This window comes from Mucilaginibacter sp. Mucisp73, assembly GCF_059491465.1.
The window spans coordinates 2,122,764-2,146,944 of sequence record NZ_CP168507.1; the positions used below are offsets into that span (position 1 = coordinate 2,122,764).

A 24,181-nucleotide genomic window follows, 5' to 3' on the forward strand; every position below is an offset into this window, starting at 1 on the left:
GGGTGTTGCATTCTCATTACCATAAAAGACAATAGTAACTGGCCGGTGAAGGGCCTGTTTTAAATTTACTGCCCCCAAAAAGTTAAGCACTATTTGGGGGCATTTTTATGCATAAAACAGAACTGATCGCTTCCGTTACGCCCAAAATGTTAGTTGGATCCTGAACTTCATAAGCAATCCCAATCAATAATGAGATCTACACGGCCAAACCAGTGCACTGATAACTATGAGTTTAGCTTACAGATTTGATTTAATCAAGCCTGGCGAATGCACCCATTTTAAGGCAGGCATATATATACCGGTACGTCAGCCCGATGGCCGGCAGTATTATTAAAATTTTTTATTTCAAATAGGTGTAACAAATTCATTCGGGGGGTAGTCATATGGTTATATTACTATGTATTGCATGGTATTATATGATTTGTAGTCTGGTTAAGATCGGCTCAAAAAGATTAATGGTCAAACAGTTCACCTATCACATCAGCATGAAACTAAAGCTCTTACTCCTCATCTTATTTTCAATCGTTATGGCCCCGGCCTTCGGGCAAGCGGGGCAGGCGTTATTCGCGGTAAACGGCACCGCAACGGATTCGCTATCGAAACAACCGCTCGCCTATGTAACCGTAAACCTGCGTAACGAAGCAAAGCAGTTGGTCCGCACCACGGTGACTAAAACCGACGGCACGTTCCGGTTTGAAAAGCTGCCATCAGGACAATACCTTCTCTCGATGATCAGTGTTGGTTTTAAGACGAAAATACTTCCTGTTGATTTTTCAGGTAATAATAAATTCTCTATAAATCTGGGGAGCATTGACCTGGGCACACAAACTACACAGCTTAAAACGGTGGCTATTACAGCCGACAGGCCCATCATTAAACAGGAGGTTGATAAGCTCATTTACGACTTAAAGGCTGACCCTGACAGCAAAAGCAGCAATGTACTGGAGATGATGCGCAAAGTGCCTTTGTTAACAGTAGACGGTGACGATAACATCCTTTTGAAGGGAAATAGCGGCTACCGGATATTTGTTAACGGTAAACCATCAAGTATGATGGAGCGCGATCCGAAGAATATCCTCAAAAGCATGCCTGCATCAACCATTCAAAGCATCGAAGTAATTACCAACCCTTCGTCGAAGTATGATGCCGAGGGAATGGCAGGGATCATCAATATTGTGACCAATAAAAAAATAAGTAACGGGTACAATGGCACGCTAAATCTTAGTCACGTATTCCCGGTAGGCGGCCCACGATTGGGCGGGTCATTTTCGTCTAAACAGGGCAAGCTGGAACTATCAGGCTATTTTGGCGGGAATATCTCCAATTCGCCCGAAGTGCTTAGTTCCATTTCGAGGCTTACTACCGGGAGCAACCCCACGAGCCTTAACCAGAATAACACGGCAAAATGGGATGGCAAAAATGGCTATGCGGAAGTTGGGATCAGTTACGAAATTGATAGTCTTAACCTTATTTCGGGACAATTCAATATTAACGGAAATAACCAGAACGGCATCAACACGCAAAGTTCTGTTTTGAACGAAGCCGGCAACATGGTTGAGGGGTACGACCTGTACAATAACAATAAGGCAGGCGGCAGGGGCCTGAATGTGGGTTTAAATTACCAGCTGGGTTTTAAAAGCAATAAGCAAAGGCTACTCACCTTTTCGTACCAGTACTATACATTCAACAACAGGCAAGATGCGGCGCTGACGGCATCTAACCGTGTGAACTATACGACGCCCGATTACCTGCAACACAATGAAGGTGAATCTTCCGAACAGACTATCCAGGTAGATTACGTTCAGCCTGTAAAGAAGTTGAATATTGAAATGGGGGTGAAAGCAATTATTCGTGATAACAAAAGTGACTTTCAATACCTCGGATTTAATGCGGCAACTGGTAATTTCGAGGCCGACCCATCGCGAAGCAATAAATTCGATAATAACCAAAATGTACTGGGTGCATACAACAGCTATACCTATACTCTGCAAAACTGGAGCTTTAAGGCAGGCGCCAGGGTAGAGGAGACGCTGATTGATGCTGACTTTATTTCAACCTCATCGCAGCTGAACAAAAATTTCTTTAATATAGTGCCTTCGGTAAGTATTAATAAGCGGTTTAAAAACTCCAGTACGCTGAACTTCGGGTTTTCGCAAAGGATACAGCGCCCGGGTATATACCAGCTAAACCCCTTTGTTGACCGCTCAAACCCAAACTTCGAATCGTCGGGAAACCCCAACCTCAGGCCCGCAGTTTCCAATAGTATTCAATTGGGTTATAGTAGAACGAAAAAGGCCTCCTTAAACCTGATGCTTGGCTATAATTATTTTAACGACCTGATCATGCCCGTTGTAATTTTCGATCCGGCCACGAATATTACCCGCAGCACTTTTGATAACACCGGCAAAGCCCGCCTGTTCACCTTTAACGCCAATGTCAATTACCCCATCACCAAAAAATGGAGCTCATCATTTAACGGTAGGATTGCACATGGCCGTGTGCAGGGCATAGTGAATGGCCAGTTGGTGAAAAATCAGGGCTTTATGTATGGCGCATCATTAAACAGCGGTTATAATTTAGAGAAGGGCTGGCGGGTTAGCACCAACGTGTTTCTGAATGGGCCCAATCTTTCTATCCAGGGTACATCGAATCCTTATGCCAGTGTATCCTTTACAGTTAATAAGGATGTAGTGAAGGATAAACTTTCGTTCTCGGCCACGGTGAATAACCCTTTCAGCAAATACAGGAATAATATCAGGAGTTCATTCGGACCCGATTTTACCCAAACAAATATTAATCGCTCCTATTTCCGGGGTTTTACCGCCAGCCTTAATTACCGGTTTGGCAAGCTGAAAGAAGCAGTTAAGAAAAACAAACGGGGTATCAGTAATGACGATGTTCAGGGAGCGCCTTCGGGGAACTAAGAGCATTTAACGAATAACAAACAGGCGGAGGGGGACCGCCTGTTTGTTATTAACCTTTTTCGATATTCCAGGTTCGGTTTTAGTTATCTAATAACCTGCGCAGATCGCCCGCACTGATCTCCTGTACCGGCCGGAATGTACCCCCGGCCGCATAATGTAACAAGCTGTATCGGAGCTGCCTTGCCGCTGCCCGTTCCGTTAATTGGCTATGAAGATCCATTGTGCAAAGAATTAAGCTCCCGGAACCAACCTTGAATTCAACCAGCGTTGCCAGGTTACGGTTCCTGAAAAAGTTATCGATCACCCGGACTATCGGCGTTGCAGGAGCCCTCAATTTATCAAGTATCAGCGACCGGGAACGGGTCACCAGGTCCCACCATTGCCAATCCGTATAAAAATCAGTAGGGAAATCAGCCAGCGCGTTACTTTTCTTGTCGATGAGCAGGCCCATACTGCCAGGTTGATCCGGGAAATGGACCGGGCTCCAGAAAACAGGAGCGAAACGGCCGTCGATACCTTTAACGTTGGCGGTATCCGGATTAAGCAACACTTTTCGTCCCGCTTGCAGATAACTAAGTGCACTATCGACAGATGTAGTAAAGATCAAGTTACTAAAAGATTCCGGCTTTTTATCTGGGTAAACCCAAATTTTCCAGTGATTAGTATAACCGGTATTGGCTATGCTCACAGTGATCTGTAATTCACAAGCCCGGTCGATTTTGCTGAGATCTATCGAGAAACTTCCCGCAGAAGCGTTGCCAATAGCAATAGACTGCCGGCCAAGCGAACCACGGATATTAAAGTGCTTATCTGCTGAAGTTGCCGACCAAAGAACTTCGCCATTTATTTGCCGGTCGCTATAGTTGGCAATTTCGGCAGCGGCATTAAAATGCTCGTTATTGCTGTAGGCAGCTTTTTCGAAACGGATCAATGGCACCACCGGGCCGCAGAATTTGCTAAAATCAGTTGGCGAAATCAGTCCTTTACTATCCCAGAAAGCATTTAAAATCCCAACAAGCGCTGTTCCCTGTCCCGGAAAGTCATGAAGGTCAAGCAATTGAAACCCGCCAACACCCTTGGTTTTCAATGCGCGTTCAATTTCTTCTTTGTAAAGCTGAACAGCGAGTGTTCCGCTTGCTTTAAGGTAATCAGGAGCCAATCCAAGCATCCCTTTTTTGCGGAGGTTGTTCCGTACTGCCTCAAAGTTAGCTGGCCGCAAAACCCCGGTATATTTTTTTATTTCTTCAAGATCCGGATAAACAGAATACTGGCCCACCTCGTGAATAATAAGGGGAACTGTTGTCCCTTCCAGCGCTTTACTGTAATCTGTCTTAAAATCGGGCGGGTTGGTGTTAAAAATACCCTGTCCCCGTACCCATCCTTTTTCCGTGTACTGGGTAATAAAATAATCATCGGCAGGATCCGGATTTTTGCCATGCCCTTTTTGAAAGCTGAAGGTGGTTGTGGTGTATAAATGCCGGTTGTCTTCCTGCTTTAACTTACGCACCAGCTTCTCCAGCCATCCAAAATCGCCCTCCAGTTCATTGCCCATGCTCCAAAAACAAAATGAAGGATGGTTGCCATAATTCCGGATAATATTTTCGGCTTCCTGTTCCAGGTAAGTCAATGTTTTGGGGTCTTTGCCCACGGTTAGCGCCCATAATGGCAGCTCAACATGCAGGTAAAAACCCAGCGAGTCGGCTACCTGAAATGCTGCTTCGGGCGGGCACCATGAATGAAAGCGAAGATGGTTCAGCCCGTAAGCTTTAGCGGTCTTAAACACTTTCAGCCAGCCGGCTGTATTCATTGGTGGATGGCCTTCCAGCGGAAAAATATTGCATTCAAGCGTACCGCGCAGAAAAAGCGGACGACCATTGATACGAAGCTCGTTCCCGGTCGCGTTAATATCCCTGAAGCCAAAACTTTGAGTCCTGGCATCCAAAACTCGTCCCTTGCTGTCAATTACTTCCGTGCGAAGGCTGTATAGCCGCGGATGAAATTCGTCCCATGATTGCACCTGCGGAACCTGGAGGTTAATTTCCTGCTGATCCTGCTGAACAACGGTTGGGCTGGTTTGCCTAACGATCTTTTTTCCGGAAAGGAGGGAAGCCCGCAGATAAGTATCGCCACGATGGGAACCGCCCAGGCTGATAGCTGCCTTTACGCTGTGATTGGCCATCGAGGAGTATACCTGTACCTGGTTAATAACTTGTTTGCCTATATCGATCAGCTGCATCTTTCCGATAACGCCGTTCCAAATGATTTGTGTACCGTCGGTGTAGGCATGGGCAAAGTCATTTACGCTGATATCATGCTGCTTGCGATTGTCGACGCGAATGGTGACCACATGTTTACCTGCTGCCAGAGGGCCCAATTTGAAAACTTGTGGTGCAATCAGGCTTTCCTGTGTCCCGGCTGGTTTGCCATCTATCCAGCAATCGGTTTTCCAGATCACCCTTTCCAGCGACAGCAGGGCGTTGGCCATCCGGCTGGTTAAATTAATGCTGCGCTGGTACCAAACAGCACCGGTGTACCTGTGTTTTCTGGACAGATGCAGCATGATGTCCTTACTCAGCACAGTTGTATCCACCTTTACAGGCGCTCCGATACCGGCGTCATCTAAGGTGCCAGGCAGCCATATGCTGTTAGTAAATTGCTGTTGCTGCCATTTCTGATCCAAACCTTTGTCAAGCGAATCGAGTCTGTACTGCCATTTGCCGGCAACCGGAATTGGTTTAACCTGCGCCGAAATGGTAGAACTTGCTACCAGTGCCGCGAGCAAGAAAAATGTTTTTTTTAAAGAATACTGCATCATTGATAGTGGGCGGTTAAAGTAGTAACAGAGCGGGGCTCAAGTGTTATTGTCCCGACGGGAGTTGTTGATTTTTTAAGATTTTTGAGAGCTGTTGTGGTGTACATATCAAATGTATTTCCGGCCAATTGTGAACCACCTGGATCAACCGTGTATTGTTTGCTTTCGGTACTCATATTTATCAGCACAATAACCAATTGTTTTGAAGCGGGATCTTTATATGCGGAAACCATTTGTGTTCCTGTTGCCAGTACAGCATCGGTAACATCGCTTAATGCGGCGTTTACACGGATCATCCCCGGCCTGATAAACCGTGAATAATTTCCCAAACACCACAATTGTTTTGAATCAGTAACCAGGCCATTGGTTTTCATGCTGTTCAGGTCATATCCACCAGATGGGTCGTTAATGTATACAAGCCCGTCACTATAATTATAAGTATCAACGGCAAGCCACCACTGCCATGAAGTTACATTGGCCACCGTAAGGTCATGATGAATAACTTTGGCCACATACAAGCCGTAATCAATACCGGTATTTTTCGGGTACCCATTCAATTGACCACAAATATCGCCTAATATACCAAACTCTGACTGCCAAAGATGAAGACTTGGGTCAATAGTCTTTTGCTTATCTGCTGCGTGTTGCCGGTAACTGATCAAATCGGTGCCCGGACAGGTAGTAAAATAACTGTGTGCTGATAGTAAGTGCTCCATCGAAGGGACATCGCCTATATAATTAGCGGAGCTTTTGTTAAAGAACTGATTGAGCTGATCGCCGCGACCATCGCTGTTGTTAGCATCCAGCGAATTCCATTGATTGGCTTCACCAAGACAGATCGTGGTAGCTAAGCCGGCAGCTTTCATCTTCGGGCCCAACAGGCGTATAAAGTCTGCAATTTCAGCATTGGTAGCACCACTGCCTTCCTGCGATGGATTTTCTCCCCAGTTCCACTGAGGTTCATTAAAGGGGCTGAGATAACTAAAAGGGGTACTGCTTGATTCAAAATGCTTTAAAACGCTAACCAGAAAATCTGCAAAAGCATTTTTCTTGCTTTCTGTCAGGTTCAGATGACTGTTAGCCAAACCATAAGCTTTATTATTTTGCGTGAACTGTACCGGTGGCGAAACAGAAAATGCCAGGAAGTTTTTTACACCGCGTGCTTTCGCTGCCGACAGGAACCATTGCTGGCCTGCTTGTTTGTTCCAGTTATAATTATTATTTGCATCCAGAAAGCATTCTTCCCGGCGAAACTCATCCGGTATTCCGCTATCCGCACCTTGTTCATAGCTCCCGGCGCCGATGTTGAAGCGCCAAAGCGTAAGGCCAATACCTTTGGGATTGCCCTGCTGGTCGGCTTCCATGCTGAACAAGTAATCAGCAATCTGATTCTTTTTGGTAGCATCATTCCACTTTCCGATGAATTTGGTTGTCCAGCAATCAGAGGCACCAAAGCTTTGCATCGTTTGCTGCTCATTTCCCAGATTGATAGTGATGCGGGCCGGATCGGCATTGCATGTATTAACGCCATTAACGATGCAACCGTCGTCTCCTTTTTTAATTCCTGTTTTTTTAGCGCAGCTGAATGAGTTTGATACCCCCAGCATTCCCATGAACAGCAGCGCTGATCGCAAATTTATTTTCATAATAGTTATTTAAAGCCGCCGGCATGCCGGCGGCTATCTGCTAATATCCCGGGTTTTGTGTGATCTTTCCGTTCGAGGCAATAATTTCCTTTGATGGGATAGGCCATAGATTATGTGTTCCTGCAATAAAATTAGCACCCTTATTTTGGGGCTCGTTCAGGTTCTTAGTTTCATATGGGTCTTTGCTTTGTTGCGTATTGTATTTAACAAAACTTCCGTTCGGCCCTAAAATGCTGTTGATCACGGGTTGTCCGCTTTGATCTTTCCATCGCCTGATGTCATACAAACGATCTCCTTCCAGGGCCATTTCGAGCCTGCGCTCCAATCGCACAGCGTTGATGAGGTTCCAGCCGGTAAGTGTCATATCGGTAGTGAGGCCAACGCGGTTCCTAACCGTACGCATCGACTGTAAAGCCTGGGCCGACTGCTGCTGCATAGCGGCAGCTTCAGCATTCATCAGGTAAACGTCTGCCAGCCTCAGGTAAATATGATCTTTTGAAAAGCGGCCGTTCGGTGTTCTTTCACCGCGAGGTACATAAACTTTTCGGTTGTACCTGGCAGATTTACATTGTGCCGGATTGGCATTGAATGAGGTATTGGCCGGATCGCCTGCAACCGGGAAGCCCTGGCGCATGATCGTCCAGTTTAACCTTACACTGTCTGCCTGAGATTTAAAGGCATTTTCAAGATCGCTGGTTGGCGTAAAATATCCCCATCCGCCTTCGGTCCCAGGCATGGAGGTTGTAGGGAAAATGTTGCCCAGGTTTGGGTATTGGGTAGAATACTGGTATTGTATTTCAAAAATAGACTCAGGTCCGTTATGATTAGTTGTTTGCCATATATTACCAAAAAACGTTTCCAGGTTGTATTCACCAGAGCTGATGATCTGGCCGGTCAGATTTTGAGCTCCTGCCCAATCTTCGGTATACAGGTCGATCTTGGCCAACAGTGCTTGCGCTGCTCCCTTTGATACGCGGAACTTATCTGTGGCGCTATACTGGGATTTATTCGGTAAAATGCCAATAGCACTATTAAGATCTTGTTTAATGAAATCGTACACATCTGCGGCGCTGGTCCTGCTGTAGGTATTTTCCTGAGGGCCCAGTGTCTTAGTGATCAGCGGAATCCCGCCCCAGTTTCTTACCAGCTCAAAATATTGGAAAGCCCGCAGAAACTTGATCTCGGCGATAAGCTTCTGTTTGGTAGCGTCGTCAATCTGCGATTTCTGAATGCCTTCAATGGTAGCATTGAAAATATAAATGCTTTTGTAGATTTCGATCCAGTGTGCCTCAATACGATCATTTTCGGCATTTAATGTGTAATGCGCGGCCTGTACCGCCGTGCCTTGCCCTCCGTTGATACCGATCCACTCATTGTCGGAGGCGGCCTCGCCGCCTACTTGCTTCCACCATTGTGTCTGCCACCAGTCGTCAAAGTCAATGTATTTGTAGCACGCAATCGTTGCGCCACTGGCTTCATCAACTGTATTATAAAAAGTATTGGCCTGTATAGCGTTACCATAAGGTTCTTGATCCAGGAAAGTCTTTTTGCAAGCGCTCATGCCGGCAATAACCAGTACGAGCAATATATATTTCAAGTGTTTCATTGTTGTTTACTGCTAAGTCTTAAAAATTCGCGTTAAATCCGATATTGAAGAATTTGGGGATCGGGTTCTGTCCGTTGTCAATGCCATACCTCAGTACACCCGCAAATGGTACTTCAGGGTTTAATCCGTCATATTTCGTAATGGTGAAGAGGTTTTGAGCAGATACGTAAATCCGCACTTTTGCCCGGCCGCCCAACGCTTTTTCAGGCACGGTGTAACCCAGTTGCAATAACTTATTGCGTACATAGGTGCCATCTTTGATAAAGAAACTGGAGTTTTTAGAGAAATTGCCGTTTGGATCACTCAAACTCAGCACAGGATAACTGTTCGTGCTGCCCGGACCTGTCCAAAATTTATTTTCTTTACCGCTGATGAAGTTATACCCGTAGATGGGGTTCATCCTTACCAGGTAATCATCAGCTACCTTATTGCCAAAGGACCCATAAAATTCCATACGGAAATCAAAGCCACGGTAAGAAGCCTGAAGGTTTAAGCCCGATGATAATTTAGGATATGGATTTCCGATCGACGTCCGGTCGTTTAAGTCAATGGTATTATCGCCGTTAACGTTCGCGTACATAAAATCGCCGGGCCTCGCATTAGGCTGCAATACAGTGCCGTTAGGGCTTTTATAATTCTGTACGTCCTGGGCTGTTTGGAAAACACCGAGTACCTTATAACCGTAATAGCCGCCTAAAATATCACCTGCAGCGGTTTTGGTCCTCCGGGTAGACTGAAATACGTCGTTGGATATTTCGTCATACAGGATCTGTCCCTTCAAGTCAACCGCTTTGGAAATGAAATGCTGTACTGTAAGACCAACACCGAAAGAAACACCACCGATTTTGTCTTTATAATTGATGGCTGCTTCCCAACCGCTGGTACGCATGGTACCTACGTTAGTATAAACTGTTGGGATATATCCCTGCGGATAGCCCAGCGAGGGTTGTACCGGGAGGTAAAGCAACATATCTTTAGGCGAGCGCCAGTATTTATCAGCAGTTATGGATAATTTATTATTGAAGAAGTCCGCATCAAAGCCGATGGTCACGTCCTGTGTTGTTTCCCATTTGATATTTGGGTCTGGTACATTAGAGGGAACATAACCATAAACCCGGCTGTTTGCGCCATTGATATAATCTGATAAGCCCAGAGTACTTTCGTATGCGCCCGGCGAGCCTGGTAAATTGCCTCCCACACGGCCAAATGATCCGCGCAATTTGAGGTAGTTCAGCCATTTGACGTTCTTCATAAATGACTCGTTTGAAATCACATAAGCACCCGAAACGGTTGGAAAATAACCCCAGCGATTGGCGGGTGATAACATTGATGAACCATCTGCCCGGAAAGAGCCGGCAATGAAATAGGTTTCATTAAAATCATAAGATACGCGGGCAAAGTAAGAGCTCATTTTACCGAAGGGGCCCGCGCCGGGTTGATGAGAGCCGGATCCGTCGGCAAGCGTTGCGCCGGCAGAAATGTAGTGATAAGGCTCCGCATCATAAGGAATATCCTGGCGGTATACGTAAGTGTTATTATACGTGTAATTGTCGGCAGACTGGCCTATCAAAACATTGTAATGATGCTTGTTGATACTACCGATATAATTGATCGTATTATCCAATTGCCAGCGGTAGTTGATCACCGAGTTTTGGGATGCTCCTGATATATCACTGCGGTCTTGCGGATCGATGTAGTATTTAGGTTGGTAATTAGTCTGGTTTATCGAGTTATAAAAGCCGGAAATACTGCTTCTTAACGTCAGTCCTTTAATTGGTTTGATTTCAAGATAGGAGGAACCCTGTGTGCCGAATAATCGTGATTGGTTAAAATCACGGGCCATGGCAGCCAATGGATTATTGATATTATTAAAATTGGAACGCGTAAACTGGCTGTAAACCGGGTTATAGGCAGTGAAGCTCCAGCTCGGATTGGTTGCTGCATAAGCGTTAACAGCCGTTTGCGTCTCGGCAGCAGATCTGGTTGCCGCTACGTTGGGTGCAATAGACATGATGTTGAACAGGCTTGTGCCGCCACCGTCGCCATATCGCTCCATACGCGGTGCAAGGCTAACACCAAATTTAAATACTTTTGAAATTTCGTAATCGATGTTAAACCTGGTGGTGATTTTTTGATAGTCAGCAGTACCACGCTGTGCGGCAAAGTTGCTGGTTTGATCAAAATACCCGGCGCTTCCGTAAAAGGTGAGCCCGTTTTTTGATCCGGATGCACTGACATTATAGTTATGTGTGTAAGCTTTTTTGGTTGCCTCATTCCACCAATCAGTATTAACACCTGTCACCGCTCCATTGGCCGGAAGGGTCTGGTTGTTATTGGCATAGATCTGGCGGTAATGGCTTACAAACTCGTCTGTCTGTGCAAGTTTCGGGTTCACCCAATAGTTCATGCCCGAAGTTCCGTTAAAATTGATCTGCGTTTTCTCTTTCCCTCTTTTCGTGGTAACCAGCAAAACACCGGCTCCGCCACGGGAACCATAAATAGCAGTAGCTGCCGCATCTTTCAGCACGTCGATCTTGTCAATATCTGACGGGTTAATGTCATTAAGGCCGCCGAATGAGGTGATCACGCCGTCAACAACAATGAGCGGATCACTGGACCCTGTGATTGTGGAGAAGCCCCTGATCAGCAGCTTCGGTTGCGCGCCGGGATTGCCACCCCCCTGAAATACCTGCAGGCCTGGTACTTTACCTTGAATAGCATCTGCAACATTACTGGTGGTGGTAGGGGCAATGTCTTTAGTCCCGACAGAAGACACCGCTGTAGTTACGCTTTTGCGGGTAATGGTTTGGTATCCAATTACCACAGCCTCATTAAGCTGATTGTCGGCAGGGCTAAGTGTTACCTCATAAGTTTCTCTGTCATCCACCGGAACCTCTTTGGCCTGGAAACCAAGGTAAGAGAATACCAGTATGTCACCTTTGCTTGCTCTGATCTGGAACTGACCGGCTGCGTCGGTTACAGAACCGGTTTTTGTGCCCTTAAGCAAAATACTTACGCCAATAAGCGTTTGATGCGTGTTATCTGTTACACGTCCTTTTACGGCTTTGGTTTGGGCGAAAACCAGGCTGCAAAGTGGTAACAATAACACTAATGTTAGTGTAAATTTTGTTCTCATAATTGGGTTATTTTGGGTTATTAAGGATGACAAATCTAATGGCAATCGGATCGTTGAGTATAGACGATATGATGTAATACATGGACAATATTCTGATTGTTGTTGTATTTGGCTGTTTTGCTGCCTATTGGTTAATAAAAACCTATGTCTTTTTTTCGCTATTTGGAGCTATATAGAGTTATTTTATTCTTTTAGTTAAAAAAACGAAAGGCGGGCATTCATAAGTTTGGTTATTCTATATGGATAATTTTACTATTTAATTATAGAGTATGCCAGGGCCTTTCGAATGTGGCATTGCTGATTAAAATGAATGCGTAGTGGCGCATTAAATTATAGGAAGGAGAAAATTGAAGGGAATGAAACAAATGTTAAATGATTTCAGTTCGTCCTGTTTGATAAAAAGCACAAAAGTTTGCCATAAATAGCCGAATCAGGGGTACTCATCAGGCTTGTTTCTTATAAAAGCCTGACCTTATTTTCGCAATGAACGTAAAGTGTTTTAGCGTTCCGGCGATAGTGATATAGTCCATGTTTTTAATTTTTTCATCTATATAGAATGCCCTGTTATTAAATATTTTTGTGAATACCAATGTTGACCGACTAACAATTACAGATTGAAATCAATGAATATCAAATCCTGTCCATATCCTAAAAATGGGGTAGGGCAGTATTTTAAAAGATAATAATTTAATGGATTTATGAAATTCAGCCGTTCAGAAATTTTACTTTTAATGTCAGTATCCGGCATTGATAACGGCTGTGGCAAAACAGTATCTATTCGCCTTTTAACACAGCATGTCTGCATTCGCAAACATGTGTAACCCGCGATAGGATTTAAATAAATCAAATGAACACATATTCAGCAAGTTACAAAAAAGATGGATTTGAAGGTCAGCGAGCGATCGTGATACCCAAAACTATATTACAGCGGTTTTGTGAGGGAAATGCGGCTATACAAGGAGCATTTATAACGGATATTGGATACTATCCCAAGGCAAAATTTCATCGCAGGGAGCGATATACAGGTGCGGGGCAAAATATCCTGATTTACTGCGTTGACGGAAAAGGGATGGTTAAGATAGGCACTCATACTTATGAGATCAAGCCCGGCGACTTTTTTGTTATTCCTCATGGTGTTAAGCACTTTTATGAAACAAATGAAACCAGCCCCTGGACAATTTACTGGTGCCACTTTAAAGGCCCGCAAGCGGATGCTATAACAGAGCAAATTTATGTAAGGGATCAGAGTTTCCGGTACAGCATCGAATTTGACGGTGATCGGATCGCCCTTTTTGACAAGCTTTACGTATTTTTAGAACAGGGTTACAGTACAGAAAATCTTACTTACGTCAATTTACTGTTGCTGCAATATTTAAGTTCTTTTTTGTTTAGGGACAAATATTATAAAACGAATTTAAACACACACTCCCAGCCGCAGGACAGATCTATTTTATTCATGCAGAAGAATCTGGATAAGACCCTAAGTTTAGCTGAGCTCGCGGCCTCGGTAAACCTATCGGTGAGTCATTATTCTGCATTATTTAAGAAAACCACAGGATTTTCTCCTATAGATTATTTTAATCATCTTAAAATACAAAAAGCCTGTCAGTACTTGCAGTTTACTGAATTGAGGATCCGTGAAATAGCTTTTCGCATTGGCATCGACGACCCTCTTTATTTTTCAAGATTGTTTAACAGAACTATGGGATACGGCCCCAAAGAATACCGTAAAAGCCGATCTCCTTCCATTAAATAAGTGCGTTTACCCGCTTTGGGCTGTATTTTTTAAAAATTATGCTTTCTTAACAAACTCTGATTTTAATGCCATAGCGCCAAACCCATCTATCTTACAATCAATGTTATGATCGCTGTCAACCAAACGGATGTTTTTAACCTTGGTCCCGGCTTTTATACTTTGAGAAGAACCACGTACCGGCAGGTTCTTTATGGTAACAACAGTATCCCCGTTCTGGAGAATATTTCCATTGCTATCCTTCACCACAAACAGATCTGAACTTACAGGATTATCTTGCGGGTTCCATTCGTGTCCGCATTCCGGACATATAAGCAGGTTATCCATTTCATAAGCATAGGGAGATTTACATATTGGGCAGGGGGCAAGTTCACTCATCTTTTGTAGTATTGATTTTCATCGGCAAAGATAAAATTTAAAAAGATTTGCATTCGACAATGTTGCATGCATTTTTGTCGAGGCAAACAATTGAAGTAAGGAAGCGGGAGACGGACCTGTCATACTATAACCTATCGGAGTAATTTCGCCGAAACCCTGATATGTGAGATGCTATTTGCCAGTTTTAATATTGACTTAACTATATGACTTAATAGGGTTTCTTAAGATTTATTATTTAGAATTAGATTAAATAAATACTTTCGTGCAAAATTTAATCTGATGAAATCACATGTACCATTACACTTTATTACTACCTGTTTTTTATTATTATCCTGTTTTGCATCAGCTCAAAACGTGAAAATACAAGGTAGCGTCCGCGACTCCGTGTCTGGAGTGGTCTATCCCACAATCAAGTTGAAAACCGCGCAGATAAGCGGTGATGCCAAAGGGCGCTTCACGGCTTTTGTACCGGCAGGACAGCAACTGACAATAGAAATTTCTGCCGTCGGCTATCAGCCCATATTGGTATCACTTCCTGCTTTAACGCGTGACACGGCCATTAACTGGCGTTTACAGCAAGCCAGCCGGGCGCTTGGTGAGGTTGTAATTTCCGCAACCAGAAGACCGGAAAGCCCCTGGAATATTGTATCAACAGTGAGCATCGTTTCAAAAAAGAAACTCGATAATGAGATTGCTGTTAACCCGGACCTGACCAGCATCCTGGCAAACGAGGTACCCGGCTTTGCCCCGACAGCGCAATCGGGCAGTAATGTTGGTCAAAACTTAAGGGGGCGTCCCATGCTGGTTATGATTGATGGTGTGAGCCAGTCGTCACCACTCAGAAATGCTGAGGTGGACCTGCGATCTATTGACCCGTCTGTATTGCAGCAAATTGAAGTCGTAAAAGGGGCAACGGCCATTTACGGTAATGGTGCCGCCGGCGGCCTGGTTAACTATGTAACATTGGTGCCTGATACTTCGGCAAAGTTTGCCGGTAAGACCGACATTTATTTAAACGGCTCACTGGTGAAAGTACGTAATTCGGTAGGCGGTCGCATCAGTCAGATGTTTTATGGCAAAACAGGGAAATTTGATTATGTAGCAAGCGGCATGGCAGAAGAAACCGGAGAATACAAAGATGCCAGGGGCGATGTGGTTGGACCTAACTACAGCCTCGGTGAAACAAACACCTATAATGCCTTTGCTAAACTGGGTTATCAGCCAACGCGTAACCAGCGCTTGCAATTGGTATATAACTATTATAGCAGCTTACAAAACAGCAACTTTACGCTGGTGAACGGCAACCTGGCTACAGGTCAGAAAGCTACCGGTGTACTTGGTAAACCGGCGGGCATTCCTACCGGGGCGGCTTACAATCATAACCTGCATTTATCTTACAAGGTTGACAATCTTTTCGCTCATACGAGCCTAAACGCGGACGCTTATTATGAAAAACGCCAGGATGTTTTTTATGTGTCGTTAGGCCGCTTTGATGGCGGAGACGGTCAGTCATTAGCACATAATGATAAAAAAGGCATACGATTATTCCTCCAAACTCCACTGGTCAGCCGTCCGTTGCTGAACGCTAACCTGTCTTATGGTATAGATTTGCTGAAAGACAAAACCTCACAACCGCTGGTAGACGGCCGTGTTTGGGTACCGACCATGGACATGACCAACCTGGCGCCATTTGCGCAAGCTGACCTAATGATCATTCGGGATCTGGTGTTCAAAACAGGGTTCAGGTATGAGCGTGTAAATATTGATGTTGACAATTATCGTACCTTACGCATCACCAATGCAAGCGGTTCTACGGTAACTCCATCATTTGATGTAACAGGCGGCGCGTTGAAATATAATACCGCTTTGTTTAATGCCGGTTTAAAGTATAATCGTTTTGGGCTGTTCAGCCCTTATGTAAGTTTCTCCCAGGGTTTTTCTGTAATGGACATCGGTTTGGCTTTACGCGATGCCAGGGTGAATAGTATTAATAAGATCAATACCGATGCTATTAAAGTGAATAATTATGAGGCGGGCTTTGAAAGCCGTTATCAAAATCTGGTATTTTCAGCCTCAGCCTATCAAAGCACCTCTAAGTTGGGAATTGAGGTATTATATGATCCGGCCACCGGCTTATTTAATACCGCGCGCAGCCCTGAAAAAATTTACGGTTTTGAATTAGCTGCCAGCTACATATTTAGCCGCCGGTTAACTGTAGGCGGTAGTTACAGTTATACAGAAGGAAAAAGGGATGTTAACCAAAACGGGAAATACGATGACCCGCAAGATGCCTATCTGAATGGCAGGCGCATTTCTGCTCCTAAGATTACCGGTAATGTTACCTATTCACCAATCCGGGTGGTGGACATAACCTTGAATTATACAGGAATTGGCAACCGCAACCGTTTCGCAAAAAATGCTGCCGGTATCTACAATGGCAATGAAGGAGCTGTAAAAGCCTATAACCTGTTTAACCTGGCTGCCGGGTATAAAGTGAATAAGAATACCCGGTTAAGCCTGGGCATTGAAAACCTGTTTAATGAAGACTATTTTCCTGCACGTGCGCAATGGTTCATGCAACCGGGATTCTATTCAAAAGGTCGGGGCGCGGCGTTTAACTTTGGTATATCAGTAAGATATTAAAGACAGGCTGATCAGCACATCCATGGTACAGGCGGTGAGTGCAGCGTAGCCTTGGCAGAAACAAATAGGAGGCACAAGGCATTTTTTCAATACAGGATGTGGAGATTAAACCTAATTCATTTTTAATGCTTCATAAAAGCTTTCTGAATTGAAAAGGTATATCCTGAAACAGAAACAACCACATAAACAGAGCAATGCTTTTTATGTGGTTGTTAAATCGGTTGAGCTAATGGGATATAAATAGTCCGTGCTGATGAAAATTAGAAATACCGTGGAGGGAAAGCGCAGTTTTTATTTTTTAATTACGGACCACTGCCGATTGTTTAACAACCTGATATATATGCCTTCAGAAATTGAGCTTCGCCAACTTACGAGGCTTAAAAAAATGATTAAGAGGCCCATAACCCTCGCCGGTCTTTACATTCTGCCCTTCTTTGATGGCTATGTTAACGTAAACCCCGGCCGAAGCAATGGCTTCGGTTATGGATTGCCCTCGTGCTATATAAGCTGCGATAGCTGAAGCCAGTGTACAACCTGTTCCGTGTGTGTTTAAGGAGTTTATAAAAGGGTAAGCGAAAGTTTTTCTTACACCTTGCCGATCAGCATATACGTTGTAGAGGTCAAGCCCATCTAAGTGGCCGCCTTTTACAAGAACGGCCTGGCTACCTAAATCTAACAATGCTTCTGCGGCGTTTATCATATCATCAACATTGCCGGCATGTTTGCCCGTTAGTTGAGTTGTTTCATTCAGGTTTGGCGTGAGCAGGGTTACCATTGGAAAAAGTAGCTCCTTCATGGCAAGCAATGCTTCGTTATTTGCCAGTTGTTTTCCGCTGCTTGAGCTGATAACTGGGTCGAGGATGATGGGTGGCGGCTCGTGTTTTTTTAAAGCATCGGTTACCGCCTGCACAGTTTCCGCATTTGGCAGCATCCCGATTTTCACCGCCAAAGGCCGGATATCGCTCATTACTGCGCTGATCTGATTTTGCACCATTGCCGGTGGTACAACGTGAATATCAGTTACCCCCAGGGTATTTTGCGCGGTAATGGCGGTAATGGCTGAGGTGCCGTAACAACCCAGGGCGGCAAAGGTCTTCAAGTCGGCCTGAATGCCCGCACCGCCGCCGCTATCGGAGCCGGCGATGGTTAATACCGAACAATATTGATAATACTGCATCATTTCGTTTTAAAAATTAAAGGCGTTAATGCCCCCTTTTAAACTGAAGGCTGCTATCCCCGAAAAAGACCTGGTTTGCTGAGCCGCAATTTTACTGCGTTGGCCGGTTTGGCAAATAAATACCAGCTTTTTACCGCCTGGAAAAATATTAGCGTGTTCTTCCAGCTCATAAAGCGGGATATTTATTCCTCCTATATTTTCATCGTCAAATTCATAAGTTTCACGCACATCAACCAGGTAAATTTCGTCGGGTGTTTCCGCTTGCCATTTTTTAAAGGTGTCGGCGTCGATTTCATTTACAACCCTATCACTTTCAACTGGCTGAGAGGTGGTAACCGGGAGTGAAGGCGTTGCGGCAGAAATTTTGAAAACACTGATGCTGTTGTCAAGCGCATTCAGGGTTAATAGTTTGCCAGATAATAGCTCCCCAATACCGCAAATCAACTTAATGGTTTCGTTGGCCATATAAGTACCTATTATACCGGGTAACACGCCAATAACACCAATTTCGGCACAGTTGGGCACTTCATTTTCGGGTGGCGCTTCAGGAAATAGGTCACGATAGCCGGGGCCTCCCTGATGGTTAAACACAGATACCTGTCCCTCAAATTTAAATATTGAGCCAAATACCAGCGGTTTACCAAGGGCGGCGCAGGTATCGTTTACCAGGTAGCGGGTGGCAAAGTTATCAGAGCCATCTATCACCACATCAAAATTGCTTATCAGTTGTTGCGCATTGGCAGCAATAATCCTTTCGGTATAAGCTATCAGCTCCACAAAGGGGTTAAGCTGGTTTAGTTTTTGTTTGGCTATCAAAGCCTTTGGCTGGTCAATATCAGCGGGAGCATATAATATTTGCCGGTGCAGGTTGCTGATATCAACCACGTCATCATCCACAATACCAATGGTGCCCACACCGGCTGCAACCAGGTATTGCAAAACCGGGCAACCTAAGCCGCCGGCACCTATCATCAACACCCGGGCGGCTTTTAGTTTTTCTTGTCCGCGCAGGCCCAGCTCGGGCAATATCATTTGCCGGTTGTATCTTTTCAGTTCTTCACGTTCCAGCATATCCTTAGGTTAAACAGTTGTCCCAATCTTTCCAAACCGCCTCGTAACCCTGTTGGGCAATGATCTCTGCAATTTCCGCAGGACTGCGCTCGTCGGAAATTTCGAACTGCTCCAGCGACTCAGGTTCAACAGCATATCCGCCCGGGTTGGTTTTTGAACCGGCGCTTATAGAGGTGATACCCAGCTTGATGATATTATTGCGAAAGTTGGCAGATTCGCGCGTAGATATCGAAAGTTCAACCTCTTCGTTAAACAAACGATAAGCGCAGATCAGTTGTACCAGTTCGCGGTCATTCATTTCCACCTTTGGCTCGAGGCCGCCGCTAAAAGGCCTTAGCCGCGGGAATGAAAGGCTGTATTTAGTTTGCCAGTATTTTTTTTCGAGGTAATTAAGGTGCATTGCGGTAAAAAAACAATCGGTGCGCCAGTCTTCCAAACCTATTAACACGCCCAGTCCCATTTTATGGATCCCGGCCAGGCCCAACCTGTCGGGCGTTTCCACCCGGTATTTAAAGTTTGATTTTTTGCCTTTGGGGTGGTGTTTTTTGTAATCCTCTTTATGATAAGTTTCCTGGTATACCAGCACGGTATTGAGGCCATAAGGCGTTAGCTGTTGATAGTCTTCCAGATCCATCGGTTGCACCTCCATCGAGATATGGGCAAAATGCGGCCTGATCAGTTCGAGCACTTTTTTAAAATAATCAACATGCACATTCACGTTGTCCTCGCCGGTTACCAGTAAAACATGCTCGTAGCCCATCTCTTTAATAACGGCCACTTCCTGCATAATTTCCATTGGCGAAAGCGTTTTGCGTTTTACCTTGTTATCGTAACTAAAGCCGCAATAGGTACAGATGTTGCTGCATTCGTTGGATAGATAAAGCGGCACGTACATCTGCAGCACCTTGCCAAAACGTTTCAGGGTCAGGCGCTGACTAATCTGCGCCATTCGCTCCAGGTAGGGGGCTGCAGCAGGTGATACCAGGGCTTTAAAATCCTCCAATGTTCGTTTATCTGCGGCCAGGGCGCGTTCAACATCCGCGCTGGTTTTAGCGTAGATACTGGCTTTGGTATCATCCCAGTTATAGGTTTCAAAAATGTCGTTAAAACTACTCATCTAAAAATGAAGTTAGTGGGCTACTTGCCATAGCATGTGATACAGGTTGTGCCAGTTTTGCTTCAAAGGCCATCCGGCCGGCTTCAACGGCCAGTTTAAATGCTTCGGCCATTTGTACAGGATTGCTTGATACCGCTATGGCTGTATTTACCAGTACGGCGTCGGCGCCTATTTCAAGCGCTTTGGCAGCATCCGACGGAGCGCCTATACCTGCATCAACAATAACCGGCACACTGCTTTGGCTGATGATGATCTCTAAAAAATCGATGGTTTTAAGGCCCTTATTACTACCTATAGGTGAGCCTAAAGGCATTACAGCCGCAGTACCGGCTTCTTCAAGCCTTTTACATAATACGGGGTCGGCATGGATATAGGGCAATACTATGAAACCCAGTTTCGCCAGTTCTTCGGTGGCTTTTAGGGTTTCTATAGGGTCGGGCATCAGGTATTTGGGATCGGGATGGATCTCCAACTTTATCCAGTTGGTTTCCAGCGCTTCGCGGGCGAGTTGGGCCGCAAACACAGCCTCTTTAGCATTCCGTACGCCTGAGGTATTAGGCAGCAGGTTAATATGCGGATATTTTAAACGCAGCAATAAATCGTCGTTGTCGTTGTTTTTTACATCAACACGTTTCAGGGCTACGGTTACCAGTTCAGAGCCTGAGGCCAGCAAAGCCTCCTCCATCATGACAGGCGAGTTAAATTTGCCGGTGCCTGTAAATAAGCGCGACTGAAAAGTTTTATCAGCGATGGTTAACATAGTGTTGATTTTAAGCTTCGTTAAACGAAGGTTGATTTAAATGATGGTATATTTCCGAAACCACTTGCCTGGCGTTGGTGGCGTGGGTGATGGCGCCGGACAGCGCAACACCGTATACGCCGCTTTGTATGATCAGCGGTATATCGGCCGGCACAATGCCGCCGATGCCAATTACCGGGATACTCATATTTGCAAAACGCATCTGATCCATAATATCCCGATAACCGTCCAGCCCCAGAATAGGGCTCAGCTTTTGTTTGGTAGTTGTAAAACGGTAAGGGCCAAGGCCGATATAGTCGGCGCCCTCGGCAACGCGCTGTTTTACATGCGCAAATGTATTGGCCGTACCACCGATGATCATATCATGGCCAACAATCTGACGTGCCTGTTGTATGGGCATATCCTGTAAACCCAGGTGCAGCCCATGGGCACCCGCCTTTTTTGCGATTTCAGGATGGTCGTTCACTATTAATCTGGCACCGTACCCGTCACAAAGTTTAACGGCCTCGATGGCATATTGCAGAATGATATCTTCCGGTTGATCTTTAACCCTTAGCTGTACCCATTTACAACCGGCATCCAAAGCGGCTTTGATAGCGCCGGCATGTGTGCCGTTTTGCGGCTGTTGAGAGATATAATGCAGTTTATCAATCATGGATTTAATTGTTCGGTTTGTTTTTTAATGCTTATAAAATTGGAAACAGCCTGCTTGGGATCTTGCCAGATAGCACCTAAAACCGCCGCTCCGTCAAAATTCATCTTTTTTAGTAGGGTTAAATTAGATACATCCACGCCGCCAAGCGCTATTATTTTTGGTCCGGACTTATTACTGTCTAAACAAAAACCGGCAGGCAGCATGCTTTGATAACCCGGTTTGGATATGCTATTGAACACCGGGCTTAAAAACGTGTACTCAAAATGTTTTAGTGAAGATGTGTCGCTAACATCATGTATCGAAGTACTCAACCGGTAGCCCTCTTTAAGCTGAATGTTTAACTTCAGTTGGTCGCTTTTGATACGATTCTTTTCGGGATAATGTAAATAGTGCATCTCAAAAACTTTGGCCAGCCTATGATGCTGATGACAAACTATAGCATGATGATAAGCAGGGTCAACCTTCGTAATCAGATTGGTACATTGATCGATATCCCAACCTGGTTTGCGCAGGTGGAAACGCTGTAAACCGGCCCCGAACAAGCGGTTGATTATTTGTGCTTCATCCGTCACAGTATCCGGGGCCGATATCACGATCAATTCCATTACAGGTATATTTCGCTGCCTTTTTCGGCAAACTCCTTCGATTTTTGTTCCATGCCCCTGGTTAGCGCGTCGACTTCGTTAACACCGTTCTCTTTGGCAAAGTCGCGTACATCCTGGGTTATTTTCATCGAGCAGAAGTTCGGTCCGCACATCGAGCAAAAGTGCGCGATCTTGGCCCCCTCGGCAGGCAAGGTTTCATCATGAAATTCTTTAGCCGTATCCGGATCTAACGACAGGTTAAACTGATCTTCCCACCTGAACTCGAACCGTGCTTTGCTCAATGCATTGTCGCGATATTGCGCACCGGGATGACCTTTGGCTAAGTCGGCAGCGTGGGCAGCAATTTTGTACGTGATCACGCCATCTTTAACATCCTTTTTGTTGGGCAAACCCAGGTGTTCTTTAGGGGTCACATAGCACAACATAGCGGTACCGAACCAACCGATCATGGCAGCGCCGATAGCCGAAGTAATATGATCATAACCCGGAGCGATATCGGTAGTTAATGGCCCTAAAGTGTAAAAAGGCGCTTCAGAACAATGCTTTAATTGTTTCTCCATGTTCTCTTTGATGAGGTGCATGGGTACGTGGCCGGGGCCTTCAATAATGGTTTGCACATCGTGCTTCCAGGCTATTTTGGTCAGTTCGCCCAGTGTTTCCAGCTCGCCAAACTGCGCGGCGTCGTTGGCATCGGCAATACAGCCGGGGCGCAAGCCATCGCCTAACGAGAAGGCGACATCATACGCTTTCATGATCTCGCAGATCTCTTCAAAATGCGTATATAAGAAATTCTCTTTATGATGGGCCAGGCACCATTTGGCCATGATAGAACCACCGCGCGATACGATGCCCGTAATACGTTTGGCCGTTAAAGGCACATAGCGCAGTAAAACGCCAGCATGAATGGTGAAATAATCAACACCCTGCTCTGCCTGTTCTATCAACGTATCCCTGAACAGTTCCCAGGTAAGGTCTTCGGCTTTGCCGTTCACTTTTTCGAGCGCCTGGTAAATAGGCACGGTACCTATGGGTACAGGTGTGTTGCGGATGATCCATTCGCGGGTTTCGTGAATGTTTTTACCTGTCGAGAGGTCCATAATGGTATCGGCGCCCCAGCGGCATGCCCAAACGGCTTTTTCTACTTCTTCTTCAATACTCGAGGTAACTGCCGAGTTGCCAATATTGGCGTTGATCTTAACCAAAAAATTACGGCCAATGATCATCGGTTCACTTTCGGGGTGATTGATATTTGATGGGATAACAGCCCGACCGGCGGCTACCTCTTGTCTTACAAATTCGGGCGTAATGTAACCTTTGGGCGTATTGGCGCCAAAGCTATGGCCCTGGTGCTGTTGGCTCATTACATCATATTGCCCGTTCAATTGTTCTTTCAGCAGATCGATGCGTTGGTTTTCGCGTATGGCGATATACTCCATTTCGGGTGTAATGATGCCCTTTTTAGCGTAATGCAGTTGCGATACATTCATGCCTGCTTTGGCGCGGAAAGGTTTACTGTGATAGCCAAACCTTAAATGATCAAGCTCTTTACTGTTTAAGCGTTCGCGGCCATATGCCGATGATATGCTATCCAGCAGCTCAACATCACCACGCGAAGTGATCCAGTTTTCGCGCAGGCGGGGTAATCCTTTTTTTACGTCTATGGCTATGTTTGGATCGGTATAAGGGCCGCTGGTATCGTAAACAGTTACCGGGGCGTTGGGCTCGGTTTCGCCAAAACGGCCATGTAGTTTGGTGTCGTTCAGGCTTATTTCGCGCATGGCCACGTCAATGTCGTGCAATTGTCCTTTAACGTAAATCTTACGCGACGCCGGAAACGGTGTTTGCGTGATGGCTTGTGCTGTAGGTGTTTTTTCTGTTTTCATAAAAGGCTATTGGGT

15 protein-coding genes are annotated in these 24,181 nt (G+C 45.3%); 3 read left to right on the plus strand and 12 right to left on the minus strand.

Annotated features, from left to right (window positions below; genetic code table 11):
• Positions 1–485: 485 nt before the first annotated feature.
• Positions 486–2,924 (plus strand): outer membrane beta-barrel protein, encoded by a 2,439-nt coding sequence (locus tag ACEN82_RS09090; protein ID WP_413318705.1) that lies wholly within the window; start codon positions 486–488, stop codon positions 2,922–2,924.
• Between the two features lie 79 nt (positions 2,925–3,003).
• Here the strand turns inward: ACEN82_RS09090 and ACEN82_RS09095 are convergent, their stop codons facing one another.
• From ACEN82_RS09095 to ACEN82_RS09110, 4 genes are read right to left on the minus strand one after another with little or no spacing between them, the layout of a single operon-like run.
• Complete coding sequence (locus ACEN82_RS09095) at positions 3,004–5,739, minus strand: DUF8487 domain-containing protein (protein ID WP_413318703.1); 2,736 nt, start codon at positions 5,737–5,739, stop codon at positions 3,004–3,006.
• Complete coding sequence (locus ACEN82_RS09100; protein WP_413318701.1) at positions 5,736–7,382, minus strand: glycoside hydrolase; 1,647 nt, start codon at positions 7,380–7,382, stop codon at positions 5,736–5,738. The genes ACEN82_RS09095 and ACEN82_RS09100 overlap by 4 nt, the downstream gene beginning before the upstream one ends.
• Positions 7,383–7,422: 40 nt before the next feature.
• Positions 7,423–8,988: a RagB/SusD family nutrient uptake outer membrane protein gene (locus tag ACEN82_RS09105; protein ID WP_413318699.1), complete on the minus strand. Its 1,566-nt coding sequence runs from the start codon at positions 8,986–8,988 to the stop codon at positions 7,423–7,425.
• A gap of 19 nt (positions 8,989–9,007) precedes the next feature.
• Complete coding sequence (locus tag ACEN82_RS09110; protein ID WP_413318697.1) at positions 9,008–12,124, minus strand: SusC/RagA family TonB-linked outer membrane protein; 3,117 nt, start codon at positions 12,122–12,124, stop codon at positions 9,008–9,010.
• Positions 12,125–12,971: 847 nt separating this feature from the next.
• Between ACEN82_RS09110 and ACEN82_RS09115 the strand changes: the two genes are divergently transcribed.
• Complete coding sequence (locus ACEN82_RS09115) at positions 12,972–13,880, plus strand: AraC family transcriptional regulator (RefSeq protein WP_090527495.1); 909 nt, start codon at positions 12,972–12,974, stop codon at positions 13,878–13,880.
• A gap of 36 nt (positions 13,881–13,916) precedes the next feature.
• On the opposite strand, the gene ACEN82_RS09120 is transcribed toward ACEN82_RS09115, so the two are convergent.
• Complete coding sequence (locus ACEN82_RS09120) at positions 13,917–14,255, minus strand: zinc ribbon domain-containing protein YjdM (RefSeq protein WP_090527498.1); 339 nt, start codon at positions 14,253–14,255, stop codon at positions 13,917–13,919.
• Between the two features lie 414 nt (positions 14,256–14,669).
• Here ACEN82_RS09120 and ACEN82_RS09125 point away from each other — a divergent pair, with 414 nt between their 5' ends.
• Positions 14,670–16,898, plus strand: coding sequence for a TonB-dependent receptor (locus ACEN82_RS09125; RefSeq protein ID WP_413318695.1), 2,229 nt, complete (start codon positions 14,670–14,672; stop codon positions 16,896–16,898).
• Between the two features lie 346 nt (positions 16,899–17,244).
• Here the strand turns inward: ACEN82_RS09125 and thiD are convergent, their stop codons facing one another.
• From thiD to thiC, 7 genes are read right to left on the minus strand one after another with little or no spacing between them, the layout of a single operon-like run.
• Positions 17,245–18,078, minus strand: coding sequence for a bifunctional hydroxymethylpyrimidine kinase/phosphomethylpyrimidine kinase (gene thiD / locus ACEN82_RS09130; protein ID WP_413318693.1), 834 nt, complete (start codon positions 18,076–18,078; stop codon positions 17,245–17,247).
• A 6-nt stretch (positions 18,079–18,084) separates the two neighbouring features.
• Positions 18,085–19,146: a molybdopterin-synthase adenylyltransferase MoeB gene (gene moeB, locus ACEN82_RS09135; protein WP_413318691.1), complete on the minus strand. Its 1,062-nt coding sequence runs from the start codon at positions 19,144–19,146 to the stop codon at positions 18,085–18,087.
• Positions 19,147–19,150: 4 nt separating this feature from the next.
• Positions 19,151–20,263: a 2-iminoacetate synthase ThiH gene (thiH, locus tag ACEN82_RS09140; RefSeq protein WP_413318689.1), complete on the minus strand. Its 1,113-nt coding sequence runs from the start codon at positions 20,261–20,263 to the stop codon at positions 19,151–19,153.
• Positions 20,256–21,023 carry a thiazole synthase gene (locus tag ACEN82_RS09145; protein WP_413318687.1) on the minus strand — a complete coding sequence of 256 codons (768 nt, stop codon included), beginning with the start codon at positions 21,021–21,023 and terminating at the stop codon, positions 20,256–20,258. Before ACEN82_RS09145 ends, thiH begins: the two co-directional genes overlap by 8 nt.
• A gap of 10 nt (positions 21,024–21,033) precedes the next feature.
• Entirely contained in the window at positions 21,034–21,678 is a 645-nt protein-coding gene (locus ACEN82_RS09150; RefSeq protein WP_413318685.1) for a thiamine phosphate synthase, read from the minus strand.
• Positions 21,675–22,283: a thiamine phosphate synthase gene (locus ACEN82_RS09155; RefSeq protein WP_413318683.1), complete on the minus strand. Its 609-nt coding sequence runs from the start codon at positions 22,281–22,283 to the stop codon at positions 21,675–21,677. The genes ACEN82_RS09150 and ACEN82_RS09155 overlap by 4 nt, the downstream gene beginning before the upstream one ends.
• A complete protein-coding gene (gene thiC, locus ACEN82_RS09160; RefSeq protein ID WP_413318681.1) occupies positions 22,283–24,166 on the minus strand; it encodes a phosphomethylpyrimidine synthase ThiC in 1,884 nt (627 codons plus the stop codon). The genes ACEN82_RS09155 and thiC overlap by 1 nt, the downstream gene beginning before the upstream one ends.
• Positions 24,167–24,181: the final 15 nt, after the last annotated feature.

Bases quoted from the DNA above. Each gene is read 5' to 3' on its own strand.
- ACEN82_RS09090 (WP_413318705.1), top strand. From the start codon at position 486: ATGAAACTAAAGCTCTTACTCCTCATCTTATTTTCAATCGTTATGGCC.
- ACEN82_RS09095 (WP_413318703.1), bottom strand. From the start codon at position 5,739: ATGATGCAGTATTCTTTAAAAAAAACATTTTTCTTGCTCGCGGCACTG.
- ACEN82_RS09100 (WP_413318701.1), bottom strand. From the start codon at position 7,382: ATGAAAATAAATTTGCGATCAGCGCTGCTGTTCATGGGAATGCTGGGG.
- ACEN82_RS09105 (WP_413318699.1), bottom strand. From the start codon at position 8,988: ATGAAACACTTGAAATATATATTGCTCGTACTGGTTATTGCCGGCATG.
- ACEN82_RS09110 (WP_413318697.1), bottom strand. From the start codon at position 12,124: ATGAGAACAAAATTTACACTAACATTAGTGTTATTGTTACCACTTTGC.
- ACEN82_RS09115 (WP_090527495.1), top strand. From the start codon at position 12,972: ATGAACACATATTCAGCAAGTTACAAAAAAGATGGATTTGAAGGTCAG.
- ACEN82_RS09120 (WP_090527498.1), bottom strand. From the start codon at position 14,255: ATGAGTGAACTTGCCCCCTGCCCAATATGTAAATCTCCCTATGCTTAT.
- thiD (WP_413318693.1), bottom strand. From the start codon at position 18,078: ATGATGCAGTATTATCAATATTGTTCGGTATTAACCATCGCCGGCTCC.
- moeB (WP_413318691.1), bottom strand. From the start codon at position 19,146: ATGCTGGAACGTGAAGAACTGAAAAGATACAACCGGCAAATGATATTG.
- thiH (WP_413318689.1), bottom strand. From the start codon at position 20,263: ATGAGTAGTTTTAACGACATTTTTGAAACCTATAACTGGGATGATACC.
- ACEN82_RS09145 (WP_413318687.1), bottom strand. From the start codon at position 21,023: ATGTTAACCATCGCTGATAAAACTTTTCAGTCGCGCTTATTTACAGGC.
- ACEN82_RS09150 (WP_413318685.1), bottom strand. From the start codon at position 21,678: ATGATTGATAAACTGCATTATATCTCTCAACAGCCGCAAAACGGCACA.
- ACEN82_RS09155 (WP_413318683.1), bottom strand. From the start codon at position 22,283: ATGGAATTGATCGTGATATCGGCCCCGGATACTGTGACGGATGAAGCA.
- thiC (WP_413318681.1), bottom strand. From the start codon at position 24,166: ATGAAAACAGAAAAAACACCTACAGCACAAGCCATCACGCAAACACCG.